Below are 24,440 nucleotides of genomic sequence, written 5' to 3'. Positions count from 1 at the left end.
AGAATACATGTCACAACAGCCATCACAAAGTGCATTAGGCGATGTCGCCGCACGGACGCTTGCCAATGCCACCAAATCGGTACCTATGCTCAGCACCATCAGCCCACGCTGGCTGGTGCATTTGTTGAACTGGGTACCGGTAGAAGCAGGTATTTACCGCGTTAACAAGGCAAAAGATCCAGCGGCAATTACGGTTGATTGTTCAAGCAAGGATGAAAAAGACCTGCCAGCGACCTTTGTGGATTACGAAGAATGGGGCCGTGAATATGTATTGAATGCAGTGAACACGGTAGTAGATGTACATACCCGTGTTTCTGACCTGTATAGCAGCCCGCACAACCAGATCAAAGAACAGTTACGACTGACCATTGAAGTTGTCAAAGAGCGCCAGGAAAGCGAACTGATCAATAACAAAGAATACGGTTTACTGAACAATGTAGCCAAATCACAAATCGTGAAAACACGTAATGGCTATCCTACACCTGACGACCTGGACGAGTTGCTGAGCAAAGTCTGGAAAGAACCAGCGTTCTTCCTGGCTCACCCGAAAGCGATTGCCGCATTTGGACGTGAATGTACACGTCGTGGCGTACCTCCGCCAACAGTGTCACTATTTGGTTCACAATTCATCACCTGGCGCGGCATTCCACTGATTCCAAGTGACAAATTGCCTATCGCCAATGGCAAATCAAAAATCCTGCTGTTACGCGTAGGCGAAAGCAAACAAGGCGTGATTGGCCTGTATCAACCTAACTTGCCTGGTCAACAAAGCATGGGCCTGTCCGTGCGCTTCATGGGCATTAACCACAAAGCGATTGCTTCTTATCTGGTTTCACTCTATTGCTCACTGGCAGTGCTGACTGAAGATGCGATTGCCGTACTGGAAGATGTCGGAGTTGACCACTACTATGACTACAAGTAATCCAAACACACATCAGGCGCTAGATTTGGCAGGGTTTGAGCCGGAGGCCATTTTGGCTTCACTGCCTGGCGAGCATCCTAAGATGGCGGCTGCACTGGGTGTTGGCCGTGAGTTGGAACAGACCGGGTCACTTGATATAGACACCCTCAACCAGCTGGTCAATGAGCTGTATGCGGAAGGGTTTCCCGCCACGGCACCATTTGCGGCAGCACAGTTTGCGCAAACACTTGTTTCGCCTAACCAGGCGCAAGCAAAAGTACCAGCCACTGACTCACTCACGACGCATGTAAGTCATGCCACTGGTGGCAACGCCAGGGATATCACTTCACCCAGCTATGCGCAATCGTCTATACAGCCAGTCACACTTGAATCACAGGCACAGCAATTAACGTATGCGCCAGGGGTTGAGACACTGGCCAGTGACCATAACCATCTGGATGTGCTGCATACTGACCCGGATTACCTGATTCCAGGCCAGTTTGCCAGTCTCGGGATTGAGATTCCATATCAGCAGGAATTAAACCGTTGGCTTGGGCAGTCGAATCCGTCGATTCCAACGACTCAAACCCAGGTCCCTGGCCATGGCTCACCTGGCCATGGTTCACCTAGTCATGGTTCACCTAGTCATGGTTCTCCTGGACTAGGGTCATCTGGACTTGGATCGCCAGGCAATGTACCGCCTGCTAAAGCTTCCTCATCAAGCGGGCAGTCGTTTTATTTCCTGCAAGCTGAGCAGCCAGCCGTGCACAATAGTCTGCCTGCTTCAGCCCATCCGGCATTTGATGTGCTGAGCGTTCGCCGGGATTTTCCTATCCTGAACGAAAAAGTGAACGGCAGGCCGCTGGTCTGGTTTGATAACGCGGCAACCACGCAGAAACCACAAGTAGTGATTGATAGAGTCAGTTATTTCTATCAGCATGAAAACTCCAACATTCACCGCGCTGCACATGAACTGGCCGCGCGTGCGACAGATGCATATGAAGATGCGCGCGAAACCGTGCGTCGCTTTATCAATGCGTCTTCCGTGAATCAGGTGATTTTCGTACGTGGCACCACTGAAGGCATCAACCTGGTCGCCAAAACCTGGGGTAAAAAACACCTCAGCGCCGGCGATGAGATCGTGGTTTCCAACCTGGAGCATCACGCCAATATCGTGCCATGGCAGCAATTGTGCCAGGAAACAGGTGCGGTACTGAAAGTGATACCAGTGGATGACAGTGGCCAGATCCTGCTGGAAGAATACCAGCGACTGCTGACACCAAGAACCAAGCTGGTATCGTTTACGCAAGTGTCTAATGCGCTGGGTACCGTTACGCCTGCGCAGGAAATGATTGCGATGGCACATAGAGCTGGTGCCCGGGTGTTACTGGATGGCGCACAATCCATTTCGCACATGCGTATTGATATACAGACGCTGGATGCGGATTTCTTTGTGTTCTCCGGTCACAAGATATTTGGCCCGACTGGTATTGGTGTAGTTTATGGCAAAGCCGATGTATTGCAGGACATGCCAGCCTGGCAAGGTGGTGGCAACATGATCCAGGACGTGACGTTTGAAAAAACAGTCTATCATGCAGCACCTGCCAAATTTGAGGCTGGTACCGGCAACATCGCAGATGCGGTAGGCCTGGGTGCAGCGCTAAAATATGTAGAGCGGATTGGCATAGAAAATATTGCCAATTATGAACATGCTTTACTTGAGTATGCGACTGCGGGCATGCGGGATATCCCACATCTGCGTCTGATTGGTACGGCCAAAAACAAAGCCAGCGTATTGTCTTTTGCGCTCAAAGGCTACCAGAGCGAAGAGGTAGGTGCGGCACTGAACGAGGAAGGCATCGCCGTGCGTTCCGGACACCATTGTGCTCAACCTATCTTGCGTCGCTTTGGCGTAGAAACAACCGTGCGACCTTCAGTGGCGTTTTATAACACCTATGAAGAGATTGACCGCATGATTGTCATCTTGCAACGTCTGTCAGCGCGTCAGCCTTAATAGAAATGTAGCAACAAAAAATGCAGCCAGGCAACTGGCTGCATTTTTTCCTTTCATGTTATAACCCTCTTCTGTTGTGACATTCTGTCCAACCCTCTGTAAAATCAATGCCATCCTGACAACAACCAGATTCATCTGCTTTGAGATGAACAGCCCATGACAGATGAAATTTGACCCGCGTAATAATAAATTCACCGCTATTTTCACCGGTGAAATCCTGGGCGCCATGCTGCCCTCTATCATCCTGATCAGCCTGGCACTGTTTGTCGCCTATAAGTTTATTGACCCTGCCCCACCCCGCAAAATCGTGATCGCTACCGGCAATAACGATATCAATTACAATGCGTTTGCTTCTATTTATGGGGTGTTCCTGAAACAGGAAGGCATCACGCTGGAAACCCGTCCCACCTCTGGTGATAAAGAAAACCTGCGCCTGCTAAAAGATCCCGAGTCTGACGTGGATATCGCCTTTATCCAGGATGGTGAAGCGCATGCCGAAGGCGCTGGCACCTTGTTATCGCTGGGCAGCCTGTACTACCAGCCGGTGTGGATTTTTTGCCGCTGCAAACTGGAAACCACACATCTCTCAGCGCTAAAAGGTAAAAAAATCGCTATCGGCTATGCCGGCAATGGTACTCATACATTGGTAAGTACTTTGCTGGCTGAAAGTGGCGTCACCGCCGAGAATAGCCGCCTGGTTGAAACAGGTGGCGAAGAAGCTGCCGAAGCGTTACGCAAAGGCAAACTGGATGCCGCGTTTTTTGTGGATGTGCCCACTTCATACGTGATTCGCAGTATGGTGGAAGATAAACAGCTCAGCCTGCTCAGCATGGATACCGCAGAGGCATTTTCCCGCAAATTCTCATTTCTGCATCACCTGGTCTTGCCTGAAGGCGCCATGGACCTGGTTAACAATACGCCACCACATGATGTTCATATGGTGGCACCGACGGCGACCCTGGTCGTTAAAGAAAACATGCATCCTGCACTGGTTTACTTAATGATGAAAGTCATCGCACAAGTGCATGGCGGGGCGGGTTTATTTAATACCAAAGATGAATTTCCTTCTGCCAAGGATACTGACTTCCCATTGAGTACACAGGCTTTGAATTTCTATAAATCCGGCCTGCCGATTATCGATAAATACCTGCCCTTCTGGGCCGCCACATTTGTGAATCGTACCTTGATCGTCATTCTGCCATTGCTGGCTTTATTGATCCCGCTCACCAAAATTATCCCGATGATTTATGTCTGGCTGGTTAAACGCAAATTATTCCGTTACTACGGCGAATTGCGTTATCTGGATACGCAACTAAGGGAGATCAAAACTGCCGAGGACCAGCGCCTGTTTGTTGAGAAACTTAACGAAATTGAATCCAAGGTGATTAACGTGCAGCTGCCGGTGCCTTTTTCGCAATATGCCTACGAGTTACGTGCGCATATAGAGCTGGTCAGGTCAAAGCTCCAGCATGAAAAATACATGGCTGACACAAAGTCTGGTGCTTAGCCTAGCTTTCACTACTTGATAGCGCATTATCTTGCCGGGCTAGCACCCATTGCTGCAACGCTTGCTCAGACATGGGCTTGGCATATAAAAAGCCCTGCACAAAATCACAGCCCAGCCCTTTGAGGTAATCGGCCTGCGCTTCGGTTTCCACCCCCTCTGCCACAATCTGGTAATGAAGGTTTTTGCCAAGTACCACGATTGCGCTAGTCACCGCCTCTGAACGCTCTTTACCAGGCACATCGTTAATAAAAGAACGATCTACTTTCAGGTAGTCTCCGGGAATATCTCTCAAATAAGCCAAACAGGAATAGCCGGTACCAAAATCATCAATCGCCAGTTTCACGCCTATGCGTTTCAGGGCCTGTAGGTTTTCCATGCTTTTGGAATCGGAATGCACAAATGCACTCTCCGTGAGTTCAATCACCAGCCGCTCTGCAGCCAGGCCTGTTTCACGCAGAACCTGTACCACATACTCAGTAAAACCTTCTGAATGGAGTTGTAATGAAGAAACGTTTACTGATACTTTGGCATTTGCCAGCTCGATATTTTTCCAACTGGAAACTTGCTGGCAGGCAGCTTTGAGCACCCATGCACCCATAGGCACAATCAAACCAGTCAACTCTGCCACACAAATAAATTTATTTGGCGGAATGACGCCCTGTTGTGGGTGCTGCCAGCGAATCAGCGCCTCTACCCCTACCAATTTGCCGGTGTTAAAGTCAATTTGCGGTTGAAACACCAGATAAAATTCTTCATGCGCAATTGCAGCTTCCAGCTCGCTTGCGAAAGCCAGGTCTTCAGGCGGTAACACCTGTTCATGCACCACACCTTTACGGTAATAAGTCGTGGTCATGATGCTGACAATCGCTATCAGAGCAACTGTGATGATGATAGGCGTGACGCGCGGGTCATGCTTGAAGTACACACCGACACCACCAAGTACAATTGAACATAAAAATAAAATACACACTATCCAGCGCAAATGTTTACCGGACTCATCCAGCAATAAAAGGTAGCTCATGGAAGTTTGCGATATTTGTTTGGCCAGCAACGCTGATGCGCACAGCAAGCCGCCAAGGCTGGCCATGATGGATAGCTGGCCATAGGCATCCGGGATGCCATATAAGGAAGCCAGCAACCCGTTTACCGGCATCAGTATCACAATGCAAAGTAATGCCTGGCTGCACTTGCTCCACTGGATATGGCAGAGCACAGATGCAAACATCACTAGTACCGCCATGACCAGGTCTGTGATCAACTGATCGAGACTGATTGCATGCGGATGAGTATTTGCAATGAAATCAAAGTCGATGTGCCTGTAGCTGCCCACGACCAGGAATATTTCAGCCAGGAATAACAGCATGACTGAAGCAGAAATAACTTTAGCCAGACGATCCTTACGCCAGGTTTCGAGCAAGGTGCGCAAACTGACACTAATAAAAATCAGGTAGCCCAGGCTCAGCGCAATGCAAAAGCCGTATTCATTCGGGAAGACAATAAAAGGAAACGTCAGAAAGACCGTGACAATACTGGCAATCGCCAGCCATGGCGCCTGTTTCTGAACGCTACGCAAAAAACGATGCCGCATATACTGGCGTTGAGTAACACACTCTTGAACATTCACAGCTAACCAGTCGATACTGGAAACTGACATATGATGCCCCCTGTCCCTGTCGATTTTATTCCCGGTCTGACCGGTGGTTTTTTACACTATAGGTGCTGGGACAAGGAAATTATTGGCTAAGGAACACCGGATTCATGTTCCTTTTCATTTAATTATGATTGATACCAAAAATAATTGTTACAAAACAGATTTGCTCACAAACAGAGGAATCTTATAAAAGACTATACAGGCCCTATTGCACTGCCGAAACATGACAATCACAATCTGGCTGGCTTGTATTAGGTTAGATAGTGATTACTGAGGAATGACCGCAGGCAGGTTTTCTGCCGCCCAGTGTTGCAATGCTTCTGCTTCCAGCGGGCGTGAAAACAGGAACCCTTGGACAATGTCGCCGCCTATGGCCTTGATAAACCTGGCCTGAGCTTCGGTTTCAACGCCCTCGGCAATGATCCGGTAATCCAGGCTCTTACCCAAGCTCACGATGGCTTGAATTACGGCTTCAGCTTTGTTATGTCCAGGCAGCTCCATCACGAAGGAACGGTCTATTTTGAGGTAGTCACCTGGGATATCGCGCAAATAAGAAAGACAGGAGTAACCGGTGCCAAAATCATCAATCGCCAGCTTGATACCGGCTTCTTTCAACTTGTGCATCATGCTGGCGTTCTGGCCATCATCTTGCACAAAAGCGCTTTCAGTCAGCTCAACCACCAATCGCTCAGGTGCCAGTCCAGTTTCTTCCAGTATCAGCAAGATATCTTCCACCAGCGTGCCGGACTTTAACTGTAACGCAGAGACATTGACTGCCACTTCTATCTTGCCCAGCACAGGGTCATCATTCCAAGCCGCAGCCTGCGCGCAAGCGGTACGCATTACCCATTTTCCCAAAGGCACTATCAGGCCTGTCAGTTCAGCCACGCGAATGAATTTTTCCGGTGAAATAATGCCTTTTTGCGGATGGCGCCAGCGTACCAGTGCCTCTACACCCTTTAACTTTCCAGTATTGAAATCAATCTGTGGCTGATACACCATATAGAACTGCTGGTTATCCAGTGCCGTCTCGACCTGACTGGCGAAATCCATATCTGCAGCAGGCAGCACCACATGTTCGCTGCTTTGCCCTTTACGGTAATAAGTGGCTGTCATGGTATAGATAATGGCAAGGATAGACACCACCACCACGACTGGCAGCGCACGCAACATGCTGTCACCAAACTCAACCCCTGCCCTGGCCAGCATAATCGCGAAAAAGCTGAGGAACACAATACTGAAGCGTATCTGTTTGCCATTATCATCCATGAGCAACAAATAGCTCATAGGCGGATGGGAAGCATGTTTTGCTAATAAGCTAAAGGCACATAGCAAACCACTCAAAGTGGTCAGCGGTGACATGATGCCGTAAGGTTGTGCAACGCCGCAAAAAAAACCGAGTAATGGAATCAAAGGAATCATCACAGCGACATACAAGATCGCCTGGCTGGTCGCTAACCAGCCAGAACGCTGGAATAAATAGGAGGATGCAATCAGGCAGGCCAGCAATGCCCCCGCCGCATACTCCAGCACACGCGTGAAATGATGTACCTGCATATCACTGGTCATCCGCAACAGATGGGCAGTGTCATTGAAATCGGCAGCATAGGGAGAAAGCTGAACGACGAATAAACTCACAGTGACCAGTGACATGGTCAACATGGCAAGATTGGTGCGGCCATTCTCTAGCAACAGATTGTAGCTGACCAGAATAAACGTTAAATAGGTGAGTAACTGTGCCAGCCAGACATTGTTATCAACATCCAGCAAATAGTGCGGAAAGCCTAATAAACCACATACCATGCTCGCCATGGCCAGAAAATGCGTGTTGTCCTGTACTTTGCGTACAAGACGATGGCGCATGAATTGCCGCTGCGTAGCATTTTCGTTGAGTGGCGTAGTGTGCTCGCCAATCCCGGTTTGATTCATTATTTACCCTTATACACTCAATGGCTGCATATTTCGTGCATGTGCACGGAATATCCATGAGTGTTGTCATTTAACCTTAAAACTCTTAGTGTTTATCGGCTAAACAGGAGGATAAATTTAGATTAGATTAAATATAAATGTAAAAATATATTTAAATATTGAATTACAGCTTGATCAGGCTGCTTCCAGCACACGTTGCATGCCATCCGCACTATTGCGTGTATACACCACTTTCACCCCGCGCTTGTGTGCGACATGTTTGATACGGTACATCATGGAATGATTCAACCAGCCGGTTACCAGCACAATCACATTTACATTTGTGGGCAGTTCACGCTTAACATCGCCCGGCTTGCGGCCTGTCCAGTGATCGATTTTGTCGATTCCCTGAGCATGCAACACCTGTTTGATTCCTTCAATACGGTCACCACCAATCACTAATGCTTTTGACATACAAACTCTCCTTATAAGAGAAAAAGAAAAAAGGCATTGGGTAAATGCCTTTTTTCAGGGTTAAAGCTTATTTCTGGTAAATCTCATCAAACACACCACCATCGGCAAAGTGTGTTTTTTGTGCTTTCTGCCAGCCGCCAAACGTTTCATCAATCTTGATCAGATTAACCTTTGGAAACTGTTTCTCATACTTCTTCGCCACAGAATCCAGGGTTGGACGATAGTAGTTTTTCGCTGCAATCTCCTGACCTTCTTCACTGTACAAATATTCCAGATACGCTTTCGCTACCGCTTCTGTCCCATGACGTTTCACATTCTTATCCACTACAGTCACAGGCGGTTCAGCCAGGATAGACAAGGAAGGCACCACAATGTCAAACTTGTCCGGGCCCAGCTCTTTCAGCGCCAGGAAAGCTTCGTTTTCCCATGCCAGCAATACATCACCGATACCGCGCTCTACAAAGGTTGTGGTAGATCCACGTGCGCCACTGTCCAGCACCGGTACGTTTTTAAACAGCTTTTTCAGGTACTCTTTGGCTTTGGTTTCATCCTGGTTGTTTTGCTTGAGTGCGTAAGCATACGCAGCCAGGTAATTCCAGCGTGCGCCGCCTGAAGTTTTAGGGTTAGGCGTGATCACTGAAGTGCCAGGTTTTACCAGATCACCCCAATCTTTGATGTTTTTCGGGTTACCTTTACGCACCAGAAATACAATCGTAGACGTGTAGGGAGAACTGTTGTGCGGCAAACGCTTTTGCCAGTCTGGTCCGAAAAGTTTGCCTTTACTGCCGACTTCATCGATGTCATAAGACAAAGCCAGCGTCACCACATCTGCCTGCAAGCCATCAATCACAGAACGCGCCTGCTTGCCTGAACCACCGTGTGACTGCTTGATGATCACATTGTCACCGGTTTTCTCTTTCCAGTATTTGGCAAATGCTGCGTTGTAATCCTGATACAACTCGCGAGTCGGATCGTATGACACATTCAGCAAGTTGACATCTGCTGCCCAGGACGCTAACGGCGAGGCAAGAGCGGCAATTAACAATGCCTTTTTAAATATTTGATTCAGTTTCATATCCATCCTCTATTTAGAAGCCGTACAGGGTTAATTCTGTGTAGAAAAAGTCTGAGCTTTTTGAACGGTTTTGATCAAATGTAGCTGTGTTACCAGGTGCACTTACAGCATCCTGCACAAAATCACCAGCCCAGAAATGTGCGTAACCCAAGTTGAGTGCCGCATACTGATTGATTGGGAAACGCACACGCAAATCGTATTCTTTACCCAAATCTCTTCCAGAGTTACCGGTTCTATCACGCAAGTTTGCACCTGCATTCCAGCGATCAGTTGCATCATCCAGCTGGTACCAGCTGAAACCAGTATCCACTTTCACATTAGTCAAGTAAGGTACTTGCGGATCAAATTCCACACGAACTTTTGCCGCACGAATGTTTTCCATCTGAATATAGTCATTGTTGGACCAAGGACGGGCAAAACCAAATAGACGATCAAAACGTCCGCTATCAGTTCGGTCAGCACCTGTAGGAGTGGTTTTATCACCTGAAGCTACACCATAAGAGGTGCTGAATCTTGGCTTCCATGGATGTTTAGCAAATGTATAGCCGATCTCTGCGTTGTAGGCAAAAGCATCGTGGTCAACATTGATGTACCCAACAGCGTTACTGATGAAACGTTGAACTTCACCCCATTGCTTTACATAGCTGGCGTCATAGTCCCATTGCGTGCCTGGCAAAACACCGAATACACGAACACCGCCAGTATGAATTTCCCGGTCGATTCTGGCTTGATTTTGCTGAGCAGCAGTGTAAACGCGTCGGTCACTGTAAGAGTTACCATTGGGGTCAAATACAACGTCATCCCCATTTTGTCTCAACAGGAAATAGTAAGGCTGAATAGTCACGTACTCAGACCAGCGGCGCCAATCACCGATGACACCATAAAAGTTTTGCGAGTGATCCACTTCATCCAGCTTGTCTGTAAAACGTTGTACAGGTTGCACTGCAAACGCTTCCAGCTGCCAGTCATTCTTTTTCTCGCCGATGTTGGCACGCACACCTTGAAAAGTGTTGGTAGTGTTGCGCCATTCGTTACGCGCAATCAGGCGACGATCAAGGCTTTCCCAGGCTAAACGACCCCCACGAACCCAAAATGGACGGCTGTTACCAAGATCATCTTTACCAAAGATGCTGTCTTTGTAGTAAAGCTCAAGGTAAGCCTGTACAAAATCTGCTTTATCCACATCACGGGTATCGTTACTACGTGTGTAATCACTATTATTACGACGTGAATCCTGAGCTTCTACTGCAAAACGAAATGGATCTAAAATATTCTTTAGACCTAGATAAGCTCGTGTGCGCAGTAAAATTGGATCATCAACATTTTCTCTGGCACGGCGGAAGTCGTTATCACGGTGTTCATAACGCGCACGATATTCCAGACCTACATCCAGCCAGTCAATATCTGCGAACGTGTCATATTCTTTCAGCCATGTTTTGTTAAGCTGTCTTACATAGCGTGGTGGTTCGGTTTCTTTTTGAGTGCCGTAACTGCGACGCTCTACGTAATAGCCATTAGCAGCTTTGGCAGCTGCTTTTTCCTCGGCTTTAATTTCAGCCAGACGTGCCTCAATTTTTTTCTTTTGCTCGACATCTTCTACCGATGTCTCGGCAACTTCTTCCGCAGCATAAGCCAGCGAAACTCCCGCCACCCCACTTGCCCACCATAACCCGGTCGCAGCCATTGCGAGCGTTATTTTTTTGAACTGCATTTAAATCTCCCTAGTGAATAAAGCTTCCAGTTATCTGGTCAGAGCCATAAAAATCATTTACTACTTTTCAGTTTGCTTTGCTCGAAACGTACTTTTTCGCGCCGCTCGATCTGAGTGACGCGCCCATCATGGATTGTCACTTCAATGGAACCATAGCCGGTATCACGTTGCACAGCGATAATCGCTGCATTTACCGCGGCAAGTACAGCTTCGTCATAATTAACTTCCGGCTTGGTAAGGGGCGATGACATCATGCATCTCGATTGGATTGAATGAGCAGGATTATTTCAGACTATGCATATTTTAAAAAATAATTATTTATTATTTTTATATTCTAATTTGTTATATATGAAATAAAAAAATCCCGCCGAAAGGCGGGATTTAATTTAAAGCAACTCAGTAAGATTAGAAGTTGTATTGCAGTTGTACTCGTAAAGCTTCTGCCTTGAAGTTTTCGTAATCTTCTCTAGGCTGCAAGTTGTTTGCGGTGTTTGCAGCAGAAGCTACACGGTTGCCGGTCACTAGATTAGTACGATTCATACGGTGGTATACCATGGCAATTTCAACTTCTGGAGCCAATTGCCATTCAACACCCAACTCCCAATCGTTCACATGGTTTTCTGGAGAGTTGGTTTCAGCCTTGTTGTAGCCATCGAAATATTGCCATTTCACAAATGGAATTAATGTGCCATTGGTACTCAAGAACTGGAAATTATCGATTTTGTACATTGCCTGCACATAACCACCATTCAGGCTTTTCTTCTCAATTACGTTTTTGGTGATATCCAGGCCAGGTGTGTTACCCCAGTTCCATTCAGCTTGGATACCAAAAGGCTGAGGATACATGATAAAGCTGATGCCTACGCGTTCGTCTTCAATACCGTTTCTCCCTGACAACGGTGTACCCGTACCCAATGTAGGAGTAGCTGAAGCGAGAGCTCCGGCAGCGTTACGGCGGCTATATGCAGCAGTTGACGATAAGTATTCACCTCTGTAAGCCTGAATACCGGCCTCGTAAATCTGACCACTCTCTGCTTTCCATGGGTAAGTAAAACGTGAAACCACATGATAATTGTCGTTTTGTTCAGGTCGGTTTGCGCCTTGACCATTGTAAAGACCAAGCGCAAACATACCGTAGTTGCCTGAATGTTTTAAACCTTGTTTGTTGATATCTTCAAACAAAGCTTGAATGTCTGTTGGCGTGTAGTAGTAAAAAGCCCCCAAATCACGCTCATCACGAACCGCGCTGTTCAATGCATCGTTACGATCTAACGCTAAGCGGTTTGAGCTTGATTGCAGGTTTTCAAAACCATAAGGTACTTTTGATTGACCCACACGCACACGATGCACACGTGTTTTATCAATATAGACATCACCATACGCATCACGTAGCTGTGCAAAGTTGTTATTACCTGTACCAGCTGTACTTGCGAAGTCAGGTTGAATGTAGTAACTCAAATGATCGCCATAGTCACCAAAAATAATCAGGCGTGCACGGCGAATCAGGAAGTTTTTATCGGCATCACCCAAAGACTTATCATCACCTACTGAGCGGTCTGACCATAAGTTGATACCATCATCACCACCTAGCATAGTGGTGTTACGAACCTGTACATAACCGCGAAGGTTTACGCGACTCGTCCAGCTTTTGCTTTCTTTTTTCTTTTGAACTTCAACTTCATTACTGCGGCCTTTGCTAAGCAAAGCACCTTCCTCTTCAGTCAACACCCCTTTGCTTACTAAAGCTTGTACCAGATCCACGGTCGAGTCCGCCATGGCAGGCAACGATAAGCCAACTAACATGCTTCCCGCTAGGGCGGATAACACGATGTGACGTAATTTTGAATTCATATCTTTTCCCTGTTTGTATATTCATCAATGCAACGGGGCGTATTTTGAACAAGCAATATGACAATTTGATGACAAACAGATGTCTTGGTACTACAGAAAGACTAGTCCGTTGATAGGCGTAAAAAAACCACCCGCAGGTGGTTTTTTTTCATCTCTTTTTTGTTTATTGCTCTGCACGCATATGCGGGAACAAAATCACATCGCGGATGCTGGGGCTATCGGTAATCAGCATGACTAAACGATCAATGCCGATACCACAACCGCCTGTTGGAGGCATGCCATATTCCAGCGCACGGATAAAGTCGGCATCGTAATACATCGCTTCCTGATCGCCCGCCTCTTTGGCCTTCACTTGCGACTGGAACCGCGCGGCCTGGTCTTCTGCGTCATTCAGTTCGCTAAAGCCATTGGCCATTTCACGGCCCGTGATAAACAACTCAAAACGTTCAGTGATCTCAGGCTGCTTGTCGGAGGCACGTGCCAGCGGCGAGACCTCTACCGGGTAATCAATAATATAGGTAGGTTGCCATAACTGGCTTTCAGCGGTTTCTTCAAACAGGGACAATTGGAGTGAACCCAAACCGGCATGGTCAAAAGCCTTTACGCCAAATTTGAGCAACTCTTGTCGCACAAAAGCTGCATCGCCCAACTGGTCCAAAGTGTAGTGTGGCGCATATTTCTGGATCGCCCCGATAATGGTCAGGCGCTCAAACGGCTTGCTCAAGTCAACCTCTTTACCTGCGTAGCTCAGCACCGCTGTGCCTCTGGCAGCAATCGCTGCGGCACGGATACATTGTTCTGTAAAATCCATCAACCAGTGATAGTCGGTGTAAGCGGCGTAAAATTCCATCATTGTAAATTCAGGGTTGTGGCGTACACTCAAACCCTCATTACGGAAGTTACGGTTGATCTCGAACACGCGCTCAAAACCGCCGACGATCAGGCGCTTCAAATACAACTCAGGCGCGATACGCATAAACATCTGCATATCCAGCGCATTGTGGTGCGTGATGAATGGTTTTGCTGAAGCCCCTCCCGGAATCGGGTGCAGCATAGGCGTTTCAACTTCCAGAAACTCGTTTTCATTCATGAACTGACGAATCGCAGTCACTACCTTTGAGCGGGCTTTGAATGTTTCCCTTGTTTCTTCAGACGTGATTAAATCCACATAGCGCTGGCGATATTTGATTTCCTGGTCTTGCAAACCATGGAATTTCTCAGGCAATGGGCGCAAAGACTTGGTCAGCAAGCGTAATTCGGTGACATGCACGGACAACTCGCCAGTACGGGTTTTAAACAGGCGGCCAATCGCACCCAAAATGTCGCCCATGTCCCAATGTTTGAAGCTTTCATAAAGCTCTTCGCCAATTTCATCCCGCGCCACATATAACTGAATCCTGGCACTGCTATCCTGAATTGTCGCAAAACTGGCTTTACCCATCACACGCTTCAACATCATCCGGCCAGCCACCACCACAGGAATCTCCTGTGGATCCAGTGTTTCCTTATCGGTTTCAGCATAAGCGGTTTGTAAATCGGCAGCTTTGTGCTCAGGTTTAAAATCGTTGGGGAATACAGCAGACTGGCTGGCGGATGCCTGTTCGCGCATCAGGCGCAATTTTTCCCGACGTTCTGCGATGACATGGTTTTCGTCAACGGCTGCTTCAACTGCGGCCGATGGAGGTTGATTGGATGATTGTGCTGTCATAGTTATCCGGCTGTTGCCTGAGTGATCTTTAAAACCGCTTATTTTAACATTGTTGCAGCTGAATACGTGCGAATTCAGCCAGCAGAAGACTTGTTGGCATATGGCAAATGGATACGTATCATAAAGCCAACCGGCGACAAGTTGGCCGCTTTGACATAGCCGCCATGCGCCTCCACGATGTGTTTGGTCATCGCCAGCCCTATGCCATGACCATCAATCTGGGAAGCACTGCGCCCACGGATAAACGGTTTGAAAATCTGCTCCAGCTCCTGCTGCTCAACGCCACTGCCCTGATCCTGGACTTCTATGATGACTTCACCGGTACGCTCGCTACGCTGCAACTCAATCGCCACTTCGCCCAGCACAGGGCCATACTTGACTGCATTGCGCACCACATTTTCAATCGCGCGCTGCAATAACTCCAGTTGACCGTGTATCAGAATGACGCTGTCAGGCATATCCAGCAAGATATGCGCATCCTGCTTTTCAAACTGCACATCGCCAACAATGCTGGCAAGTAAGCCTTTTAAATCAAGATCTGTTTTTTGCAACTTTTGCATGCCGGATTCCAGGCGGAAAATTTCCAGCAATTCGGAAATCATTTTCTCCATGCGTACAGCTTCAAGCTCTACCCGCTGTAATGAGCCTTGCATTTTTTTCGGGTTTTGCATCACCAGACCGACTGCCATCTGAATGCGTGCCAGCGGCGAGCGCAATTCATGGGACACATGATGCAGCATATTGGATTGACTTTTGATCATGCTGTTCAGGCGTAATGCCATTAAATCGAAAGCGGCGCCCAACTCGGAAAACTCGTCATGACTGACAGTGATTTTTGGGCTGACGCGCACGAGAAGATTGCCATCGGCGGCAGTTCTCAAATGATCGAGCAGTAATTTGATCGGGTGCGAAATAGACCATGCCAGCACCCCGGCAAAGATAGCACTGGTGATTAAACAAAACACCAATGCAGAGAACGGGAAGTTTAATAACAGCTCGACATAATTCAGTTCATTGGGAACATGCACATAGCCGGACTGGTTTTCAACTGTTGGCGCGGGGACTGGCGCAGGAGGAATCGTCAGCGAAGACGATTGCGAGGGTGGGTAATGCGCATGCGCCGCTTTCTGATGCAGTTCCCATTGCACAATATTCCCCACCGTGATGACGGTAGAGATAAGTGCCAGAAACAGTGCTGCAAACAACTTCCAGAACAGCCGCCCCATAGCCCCCGCTATTACTTCAAATGATTAGTCTCGGACTAATTGATAACCGACGCGGTAAATTGTTTGAATCACATTTACGCCGCCGGAAGCTTCTGATATTTTTTGCCTGATGCTGCTCAAGTGTACATCAATACTACGGTCATACTTCACTAATGATCGACCCAGAGCCTTCTGGGACAGATCTTCTTTGCTGACGATAGTCCCGGCATGCTTGGCCAGAATCTCGATCAGGCTGAATTCGGTACTGGTGAACACAATCGGCTGGTCACCCCAGAACACTTTTCTACGCTCGCCGGAAACAATCAACTGACCTACGACAATATCATTGCCTTTTGGAATGTCGTTGTTCTGGCGACGCAGGATGGCACGAATACGCGCTACCAGCTCACGTGGCAGACAGGGTTTTTGCACATAATCATCTGCCCCGCCTTCAAGACCCTCGATACGGCCTTCATTATCATCTTTTGCTGTCAACATCAGCACAGGAATATCCGAATGCTGCCTGATATTCTTTAAGGTCTGCATGCCATCCTGTCCTGGCATCATGACATCCAGAATGACCAATTCAAACTTACCGGCTAATACATACTGTTCACCGGTTAAACCGTCGTGGGCAGTCGTTACGGTAAAGCCTTCCTGCGTCAGAAATTCCTTCAGCATATTGGCTAGTTCGACATCATCGTCAATTAACAGCAGCTTGCTCATTTTATCCTCTTACTGATTAACGGAAGGCGCTAAACCCTTAGCCTTGGAATCTTATCGAAGAAACAAATTGATTAACAAGCGTTAAGCAACAAATTTACCCAAGTTTTCAAAAAGTTTCAAGAATATTAACTTTTAAATTATACATGCTGTAATTTAAGATCAACAATTAAATTGCACTAAATGCTTCACATAGCTGGCTAAGCAATTGACCGAACAATGGCAACACTTCTGAAGCTGCATGCGGACTATCATCGTCCGTAGCGGCGATGATGTAACTGATTGTGACTTTATCCAGGTTTTCGCGGTATTCGTGCCAATGCTCAGCGTCGGCTTCAGCGATCAGTCTGAATTTATGAAACCCGGATTCTATAATCTCGGCAAGCAGTTCAGGGTCTATGCCTTCAAACAGCGCACTGCCTATCATGACTTGCGCTTCGTCGTAATCCGGCTGATGCCCTTCCTGCGTCAATGGCATGGATAAAAAAGCGAACACCAACAATGCAAAACATTGGTAGACGCCCAACATTTCAAAATCACTCTGCAGCTCCTCACCCGGGTGGCGCCCTGCCGATTGTATGGCTTTAAATGTCACAAAGCTGGCAATATAGTAGGTGGCCTGTTCTACATCTGCATTGGCAAGTGCTGCCCTGGCCTCTTCTTCAGAACGCTGTTCAGCCTGCCTGGCTTCCACCTGGCATAACTGATGCAGCAATTTCAGGCGCTCGGTATAGGTCATTTCCATTTATTATCCTTCACTATCCATATTGGTTATTCAGGCAATGCTTCCAGTTTTTCCTGGCATGCCAGCCATTCACTTTCAATTTTTTCCAATTGCTTACTATTGTCTGCCTGGGCCAGCAGTAAGCTTTGTAAAGCAGCTTTTTGCGATACTTCATAAATCGCACTGTCAGCCAGGCGGCTTTGCAGTGTATTTTTTTCAATTTCCAGTTTGGCCATTTGCGCTTCCAGGCTGGAGAGCGCCTTTAGAAGCGGCCGACGTTCAACCAGCCTGGCCTGACGGTCGGCTTTCTGCTGATGGTAGCTGTTTTGCTTGGGCGCAGAACCCTTGTCAGGCGAGGTGGATACTTGCGTCTGCTTGAGTAAGTGCTGCTTGTAATCATCAAGATCGCCATCAAACACTTCCGCTTTGCCATCCGCCACTAACATAAACTTCTCGCAGCAAGTCGCCAGCAGCGTGCGGTCATGCGACACCATGACCATGCCGCCTTCGTAAGCCTGCAATGCCAGGGATAATGCATGACGCATTTCGATATCCAGATGGTTGGTCGGCTCATCCAGCAAAATCAGGTTAGGCCGCTTCCAGATCAACATGGCTAAAGCAAGCCTGGATTTTTCACCACCAGAAAACGGGCCGCAAGGGGTTTTGGCCATTTCACCGCGAAAATCAAAGCTACCCAGAAAATCCAGCAACTCCTGTTCGCGCGCTGCAGGGTCCAGCCGTTGCAAATGCTGTAATGGCGAATCAGTCGCTACCAGTTGTTCCAACTGGTGCTGGGCAAAATAACCAATGCGCAAATCCTTGCCTTCAACCCGTTCGCCATCCAGCAAAGTCTCGGACTGCGCCAATGTTTTGATCAGGGTAGACTTGCCCGCCCCGTTTTTCCCCAGCAGGCCAATACGCTCACCCGGTCGGATGGCCAGATGGTTAAAACTCACCAGTACTTGATCGCTGTATCCCAGTTTTGCCTTGTTTAATACCAGTAATGGATCTGGTGCAGAACCGGGGTCGCGGAAACCGAAGCTGAAAGGAGAATCTACATGCGCTGCGCTGATAAGCTCCATGCGCTCCAGAGCTTTAATCCGGCTTTGTGCCTGCCTGGCTTTGGTCGCCTGCGCTCGGAAGCGGTCAATATATTTTTGTAAATGCGCAACATGCTGTTGCTGCTTCTGGTAACTCGCCTGCTGCAGCGCCAGTTTTTCAGCACGTTGGCGTTCAAAATCGCTATAGCCACCGCGGTATAGCTCTAGTTTTTTGTCTTCGATATGCAGGATATGGTTGACCGTGTTATCCAGAAATTCGCGGTCATGTGAAATCAATAACAATGTGCCACGGTAGGCGTTAAGCCAGCTTTCCAGCCAGATCACCGCTTCAATATCCAAGTGATTGGTCGGCTCATCCAGCAACAGCAGGTCAGAGCGGCACATTAACGCCCGCGCCAGGTTCAAGCGCATGCGCCAGCCACCGGAGAAATCACTTACCGCCTGCGATAACTGCGCCTGGGAAAACCCCAGGCCAGCCAGCAAAGTACTCGCTCGAGATTCAGCACTATACCCGTCAATATCAGCCAGGCGCTGATGCCATTCGGCGACTAGCAATGGGTCATGTACTTCACCAGATTGCGCTTTGGCAAGATTGGTTTGCAGGGCCCGCAACTCTTCATCACCATCCAGCGTATAGTCGAGTGCCGATTGAGACAATGCCGGGGTTTCCTGGGCGACATGTGCAATCACCCAATGCGCCGGGATCAGCAAGTCTCCGGCATCGGCGACCAGCTCACCACGTAACAAGGCAAATAAAGTCGACTTACCTGCGCCGTTGGCACCGGTCAAACCGATGCGATGCCCGGGATGCAGTTGAAAACTGGCGTCTTCAACTAATGCCTTGCCTGCTCTTGAAAAAGTCAGCTGTTTAAACTGAATCACTGCTGACCACTTTCACTTATCTTGATATCCACTTTGTGACTTCCAATTAGAATAATTCACACCCGAAACTGACCGACTTAAAACGCCTGAATCATGCAAAATCGGCATTTTAAACGATTCATCCTGATCAGACTGCATAATTATCGCCGTTAATCCAGCATATCCTGAGGTGCTGCAACTGTTTTCGAGTAAAATAGTCTGTTGATAAACCACCTGCATCCAAGACCCTTCCCTGCTCATGCCTCTGCAAAAAATCAAACGCTGGCTACTCACCTTACTTATCGTCGTATTGGTAGTCCTGGCAGGCATTATCGGGGTGATCCAGTTTTATGTGTTTCCGCATATTGATGATTACAAGGATCGCATCGCCCAGCAATTAAGCCAGTCGATGAAACAGGAAGTCACGATTGCGCACATTGGCATTCGCTGGCGCGGCTTGGCACCGGAGGTGACTCTGGGGGATGTCACCGTATTTGACACACAACAGCGCCCTGCCCTAGAACTTTCAAAGGTCATTACCCGCTTGTCCTGGAGCAGTGTGGTGCTTTTATCGCCCTCACTGATCAGCCTGCGCATTGATGCACCCAACCTGATCATCCGGCGCACAAGCAATGGCGAGCTTTTCCTGGCGGGCATTTCCATGTCCGGCAAGGGCAACCCGGCATTTTCCAACTGGCTACTGGCACAAAGACGTATCAGGATCACGCATGCCACCGTGACCTGGGTGGATGAACAACGCCAGGCACCACCTTTACTGCTGGAAGATCTGAATATAGAAATATTGACCCCGGTTTGGCAGCGCCTGCTAGACCGGCACACGGTCCACATGGACAGCCTGGTTTCAACCGGAACTCAACAACGTATCACGCTTGATTCTGTACTGGTCGGTGATGATGTGACCAAACCTGAAGCCTGGCACGGCGAAATATCTCTACGTTTGCCACAAATCGACCTGGCGGCCTGGAGTCCTTGGCTGGACCTGCCATTAAAAGTGCATGCAGGTCAGGGCAGCATGACTTCGACGCTGGCTTTTAAAGCCATGCAACTGCAACGTATGGCCGCGCAAATTAATCTAAAGTCAGTTTCGGTCACCCCACCGGATACGACAGAAACTTTCCTGGCCAATAGTATGAATGGCGAGTTCCGCTGGCAACGCGTCGAGCAGCGCCATATGATCTATCTGAAACATTTTTCTGCCGATATCCAACCAGGCCTGAAACTTGATGATGCGAATGGCGAGCTGCAATGGGACGCTCACGGCCACGAAGGCATACTGTCCATGAAAAAATTCGCACTTGAACAGGGCGAGTTATTTGCCAAATGGCTGGATTCGCAATCCCAGGCTGCCGATTATCTTGAACATATCGCACCCGCTTTCAATGCCAACCAAATCAAGCTGCGATGGCTTAATCGTGAGGATAAATGGCAAGACTATGCGGTGGAAGCGAACCTGAATGCCGTCCACACCACAGCCTATGCGCAGTTACCAGGCCTGAAAAACTGGGCTGGGCGATTATCGCTACACCCGAATGCAGGCAGTATTGACCTGGACACGCAGAATGCCAGTATCGATTTAGCAAAAATCCTGCGCTGGCCGGTACCGATAGACCGTTTGCAGGGTAACATCGAGTGGGATAACAATGGCAAGAAACTGTTAATCAGCACCCACAACCTGCAACTTGCAAACCCGCATATCGCCTTGCGTACCAACCTGGAATATCAACTCGGCGCTGCCGGAGGTGACACCATTCAGTTGCAAACCCAGATTGAACGCGGCGATGCCAAGCACGCGCCATTTTATTACCCGCTGATTCTTGGTGAATCCACACTGCATTGGCTGGATACTTCTATTCTCGCTGGCCAGATCCGGCGCGGTGACGTCATCATCAAAGGCCGCATGAAGGATTTTCCGTTTGTAAATGCCGCGCATCAGGCTGACCCATCGCTAGGCTTATTCAAAGTCACCGCCCAGGTGGATCATGTCAGCCTGGAATACGGCACTGGCTGGCCATTGATCCAGAATGTCGATGCTTTGCTCAAGTTTGAAGGCAAGCGCATGGATATCTCGGTGAAAAACGGGACTACGGTCGGCCAGCACATCACACAGGCGCACGTTGAAATTCCACAGCTGGATGCAGACTGGCCGATGCTGAACGTGAAGGCCACTGTGACTGGTTCTGTTGAGCAAGGCGTCAAGTTTGTGAACACCAGCCCGGTGCGCCAGGTGACCATGGGCTTTACCGACTACCTGAAAACCTCAGGCGATGCCGAATTGAAACTGGCATTGCAGATTCCACTCAATGATGTTGATCGCAGCCAGTTCCAAGGTGACTATGCGATTAAAAATGGCCGCATTGCCGCCAATCCCGAGATCGCCATGCCGGAAATGACCAACATCAATGGTCATTTGAAGTTCACTGAAAAAAACCTGCAAGCGCAGGGGGTGCAACTCTCTATGTTTGATAATCCTGCATCCGTCAGCCTCACTTCGAGAAGCGACAAGTCTGTCATTATCCAGGGCAGTGGTCGAATCACCGATGCCGCGCTGAAAAAACTGGACAGCAATCTGCTGACCAAAGCACTGCATGGCACCACGGACTGGAAAAGCAGCCTGCTGATTCAGCCACCCGGCAATATTCGGCTGGATATACGTTCGCAGCTGATTGGCATGGGCATCGATTTACCAGAACCCATTAAAAAGGAAGTTGAAACTCCGGCAAATCTAACAATACGCCTGCGCCAGGAAAGTAACCAGCCGGATAAGGTTGCCATCCATTACAACGACTGGTTACATGCGAACTTTTTACGCACCACCGGCGGTCCGGAGCCTAAAATCAGCGCTGGCGAAATTTCAGTCAATACGCCGCCGCGCCTGCCCTCCGGTGAAGGCATCAACCTGCGCGCTGATTTCCAGAAACTGAATGTAGACGAATGGCTGGCCTATATGGGGCAAGGTGCAGGTGCAGGAGCAGAACCAGCGCGCCCGGCGAATATCCCGTTAAACCGCATAGATCTCAGTGCCGGCACCTTGCAAGTGTTTGACCGCAATCTGCACCAGATCAAACTGAACATCACGCCTGAACAGGATCGCCTGAAAATGTCCATCCAGAGCCAGGAACTGGCGGGAGATGCAGACTGGGTCACCGCCAAGCCAAATAACAAGCTGATTGCCAAATTAAGTTACCTGCGTTTGCCACGAAGCATGGACACCGATGACACACCCGCTGCTTCCGGAGAAGTACGCCGCCTGAACATGACCTATCCAGAAGTGGAAATTTCTGCACAGGATTTCCAGTTTGGCGATAAGCAACTCGGTAGCCTGGATATCAAGGCCTATAACAGTGGTGAAAACTGGGTGATCCAGAAAATGAATCTTAATAACCCTGATAGCCAGCTAACGGCTGACGGCACCTGGCGAAACTCTGTGCGTAGCCCGCAAACCAGTCTCAAATTCAACTTAACCTCCAGCAACCTGGGCAAAACCCTGCAACGCTTCCAGCCCGGCGGCGAGATGGTGAAAGGTGGTACGGGCAATATAGCGGGCCAGATTGGCTGGCCGGGTAGCCCGCATCAATTCGCAGTCGAGCGGCTGGACGGTAACTTCAACATGCAGCTCGAAAAAGGGCAAATCCTTAAAGTGCAGCCGGGCGTTGGCCGTTTGCTTGGCCTATTGAGTTTGCAAAGCCTGCCACGCCGGCTTACACTGGATTTCCGTGATTTATTCAGCCAGGGCTTCGCCTTTGACAAAATCACTTCTAGCGCCAATATCCGTGATGGTATCCTGCGGAGTGATGACCTGTTCATGACCGGCCCGGCAGCGGAAGCGAGACTCAAAGGCGAAACCAACTTGAAAACCGAAACCCAGCGCCTGAAAGTCAAAGTGATCCCGCATATCAGTGATTCTGTTTCCCTGGCTGCCTTGGCAGGCGGGCCGATTGTCGGCGTGGCTGCCTTTATCGCGCAAAAACTGTTAAAAGACCCTTTGAACAAAATCAGTTCCAGTGAATATATGATCACCGGCACCTGGGATAATCCGCAAGAAGTGGAAATTGATAAAACGGAACCGACTAAGCAACCTGTTCAACCCTTAAAAAGCATCCAGTGATGTCACACTGGATGTCGTGACAACATTCATTCTAGTTCCAACGGAAAATATGCCATGGCAGACAATAAAACAAAAAAACTGAAATCCGCAGCAAATGACGATATTGTCAAAGTCGCCGCCATTCAGATGGCTTCGAGCCCGAATGTAGCCGCCAACCTGGTTGAGGCCAAACGCCTGATTGAAATGGCGGCGAAAGCGGGTGCCAAACTGGTGGTTTTACCTGAATACTTCTGCATTATGGGCCTGAAAGATACTGACAAAGTCGCCATTAGCGAAAAGCCTAATGACGGCCCAATCCAGCAATTTTTGAGCAAAACTGCCAAAGCATTCAAGCTATGGATCATTGCCGGCTCCGTGCCCATGCAAAGCAACCATGCTAAAAAAATCCGCAACAGCTGCCTGGTGTATAACGAGAAAGGCGAACAGGTCGCCCGCTACGACAAGATTCACCTGTTCGGGCTGGATATGGGCACCGAGCACTACCATGAAGAAAATACCATAGAGCCTGGTGACAGCGTGGTGGCGATTGATACGCCTTTTGGCCGCATCGGCCTGTCTATCTGCTATGACTTGCGCTTCCCTGAACTTTACCGCGCCATGGGCGAAGTGGATATGATCGTTGTGCCTTCCGCGTTCACTGAAACCACCGGCAAAGCGCATTGGGAAACACTGGTGCGTGCCCGTGCCATTGAAAACCTCTGTTATGTCGTTGCCTCGGCACAAGGTGGCTACCACCTTTCGGGTCGTGAAACGCATGGCAACAGCATGATTGTGGATCCTTGGGGGGTAGTGCTGGATAGGTTACCGCGTGGATCAGGGATTGTAATTGCCAACATCAACCGCAATTATATTAAGAACTTGCGTCAGAGCCTGCCGGCCTTGAAACACAAAACGATTACTACTATTTCATGAAAATGCTGAGCCGCGTTACGGCACTCTT

17 protein-coding genes are annotated in these 24,440 nt (G+C 48.7%); 5 read left to right on the top strand and 12 right to left on the bottom strand.

What is annotated here, in order from left to right; all coding sequences use genetic code 11:
* Positions 1 to 7: 7 nt before the first annotated feature.
* The 3 genes from ACFQ2T_RS00200 to ACFQ2T_RS00190 all read left to right on the top strand — a co-directional run bounded on the left by ACFQ2T_RS00200 (position 8) and on the right by ACFQ2T_RS00190 (position 4,422).
* Complete coding sequence (locus tag ACFQ2T_RS00200; protein WP_379028872.1) at positions 8 to 922, top strand: family 2A encapsulin nanocompartment shell protein; 915 nt, start codon at positions 8 to 10, stop codon at positions 920 to 922.
* The gene (locus ACFQ2T_RS00195; protein ID WP_379028869.1) at positions 909 to 2,915 is read left to right on the top strand and encodes a family 2A encapsulin nanocompartment cargo protein cysteine desulfurase; all 2,007 of its coding nucleotides are present in this window, start codon (positions 909 to 911) and stop codon (positions 2,913 to 2,915) included. The genes ACFQ2T_RS00200 and ACFQ2T_RS00195 overlap by 14 nt, the downstream gene beginning before the upstream one ends.
* Before the next feature lie 163 nt (positions 2,916 to 3,078).
* A complete protein-coding gene (locus ACFQ2T_RS00190; RefSeq protein ID WP_379028867.1) occupies positions 3,079 to 4,422 on the top strand; it encodes a TAXI family TRAP transporter solute-binding subunit in 1,344 nt (447 codons plus the stop codon).
* A 1-nt stretch (position 4,423) separates the two neighbouring features.
* Here the strand turns inward: ACFQ2T_RS00190 and ACFQ2T_RS00185 are convergent, their stop codons facing one another.
* From ACFQ2T_RS00185 to ACFQ2T_RS00130, 12 genes are all read right to left on the bottom strand, one after another.
* Entirely contained in the window at positions 4,424 to 6,076 is a 1,653-nt protein-coding gene (locus ACFQ2T_RS00185) for a putative bifunctional diguanylate cyclase/phosphodiesterase (RefSeq protein ID WP_379028864.1), read from the bottom strand.
* Between the two features lie 264 nt (positions 6,077 to 6,340).
* Positions 6,341 to 8,002, bottom strand: coding sequence for a putative bifunctional diguanylate cyclase/phosphodiesterase (locus ACFQ2T_RS00180; RefSeq protein WP_379028861.1), 1,662 nt, complete (start codon positions 8,000 to 8,002; stop codon positions 6,341 to 6,343).
* 174 nt (positions 8,003 to 8,176) lie between these two features.
* Positions 8,177 to 8,455, bottom strand: a complete 279-nt coding sequence (locus ACFQ2T_RS00175; RefSeq protein WP_379028858.1) for a DUF2325 domain-containing protein — start codon at positions 8,453 to 8,455, stop codon at positions 8,177 to 8,179.
* Between the two features lie 67 nt (positions 8,456 to 8,522).
* Complete coding sequence (locus ACFQ2T_RS00170) at positions 8,523 to 9,530, bottom strand: sulfate ABC transporter substrate-binding protein (RefSeq protein WP_379028855.1); 1,008 nt, start codon at positions 9,528 to 9,530, stop codon at positions 8,523 to 8,525.
* A gap of 13 nt (positions 9,531 to 9,543) precedes the next feature.
* Positions 9,544 to 11,241: an alginate export family protein gene (locus tag ACFQ2T_RS00165; RefSeq protein WP_379028852.1), complete on the bottom strand. Its 1,698-nt coding sequence runs from the start codon at positions 11,239 to 11,241 to the stop codon at positions 9,544 to 9,546.
* A gap of 53 nt (positions 11,242 to 11,294) precedes the next feature.
* Entirely contained in the window at positions 11,295 to 11,495 is a 201-nt protein-coding gene (locus ACFQ2T_RS00160; protein ID WP_379028849.1) for a YezD family protein, read from the bottom strand.
* A gap of 151 nt (positions 11,496 to 11,646) precedes the next feature.
* Positions 11,647 to 13,092: a porin gene (locus ACFQ2T_RS00155; RefSeq protein WP_379028846.1), complete on the bottom strand. Its 1,446-nt coding sequence runs from the start codon at positions 13,090 to 13,092 to the stop codon at positions 11,647 to 11,649.
* Positions 13,093 to 13,255: 163 nt separating this feature from the next.
* Complete coding sequence (lysS, locus tag ACFQ2T_RS00150; protein WP_379028843.1) at positions 13,256 to 14,800, bottom strand: lysine--tRNA ligase; 1,545 nt, start codon at positions 14,798 to 14,800, stop codon at positions 13,256 to 13,258.
* Positions 14,801 to 14,874: 74 nt separating this feature from the next.
* Positions 14,875 to 16,026: a sensor histidine kinase gene (locus tag ACFQ2T_RS00145; RefSeq protein WP_379028840.1), complete on the bottom strand. Its 1,152-nt coding sequence runs from the start codon at positions 16,024 to 16,026 to the stop codon at positions 14,875 to 14,877.
* A 24-nt stretch (positions 16,027 to 16,050) separates the two neighbouring features.
* Positions 16,051 to 16,731 carry a response regulator transcription factor gene (locus ACFQ2T_RS00140; protein ID WP_379028837.1) on the bottom strand — a complete coding sequence of 227 codons (681 nt, stop codon included), beginning with the start codon at positions 16,729 to 16,731 and terminating at the stop codon, positions 16,051 to 16,053.
* Positions 16,732 to 16,897: 166 nt separating this feature from the next.
* Complete coding sequence (locus ACFQ2T_RS00135) at positions 16,898 to 17,473, bottom strand: hypothetical protein (protein WP_379028834.1); 576 nt, start codon at positions 17,471 to 17,473, stop codon at positions 16,898 to 16,900.
* A 26-nt stretch (positions 17,474 to 17,499) separates the two neighbouring features.
* The gene (locus ACFQ2T_RS00130; RefSeq protein ID WP_379028831.1) at positions 17,500 to 19,395 is read right to left on the bottom strand and encodes an ATP-binding cassette domain-containing protein; all 1,896 of its coding nucleotides are present in this window, start codon (positions 19,393 to 19,395) and stop codon (positions 17,500 to 17,502) included.
* Between the two features lie 238 nt (positions 19,396 to 19,633).
* Between ACFQ2T_RS00130 and ACFQ2T_RS00125 the strand changes: the two genes are divergently transcribed.
* A complete protein-coding gene (locus ACFQ2T_RS00125) occupies positions 19,634 to 23,500 on the top strand; it encodes a YhdP family protein (protein ID WP_379028828.1) in 3,867 nt (1,288 codons plus the stop codon).
* A 54-nt stretch (positions 23,501 to 23,554) separates the two neighbouring features.
* Positions 23,555 to 24,412 carry a carbon-nitrogen hydrolase family protein gene (locus ACFQ2T_RS00120; protein ID WP_379028825.1) on the top strand — a complete coding sequence of 286 codons (858 nt, stop codon included), beginning with the start codon at positions 23,555 to 23,557 and terminating at the stop codon, positions 24,410 to 24,412.
* Positions 24,413 to 24,440 lie beyond the last annotated feature (28 nt).

Source organism: Methylophilus flavus (assembly GCF_042678905.1).
In the GTDB taxonomy this organism is placed as follows: Bacteria; Pseudomonadota; Gammaproteobacteria; order Burkholderiales; family Methylophilaceae; genus Methylophilus; species Methylophilus flavus.
The sequence above is the reverse complement of the archived record's forward strand: the minus strand, read 5'-3'. Positions and strand labels throughout refer to the sequence as shown.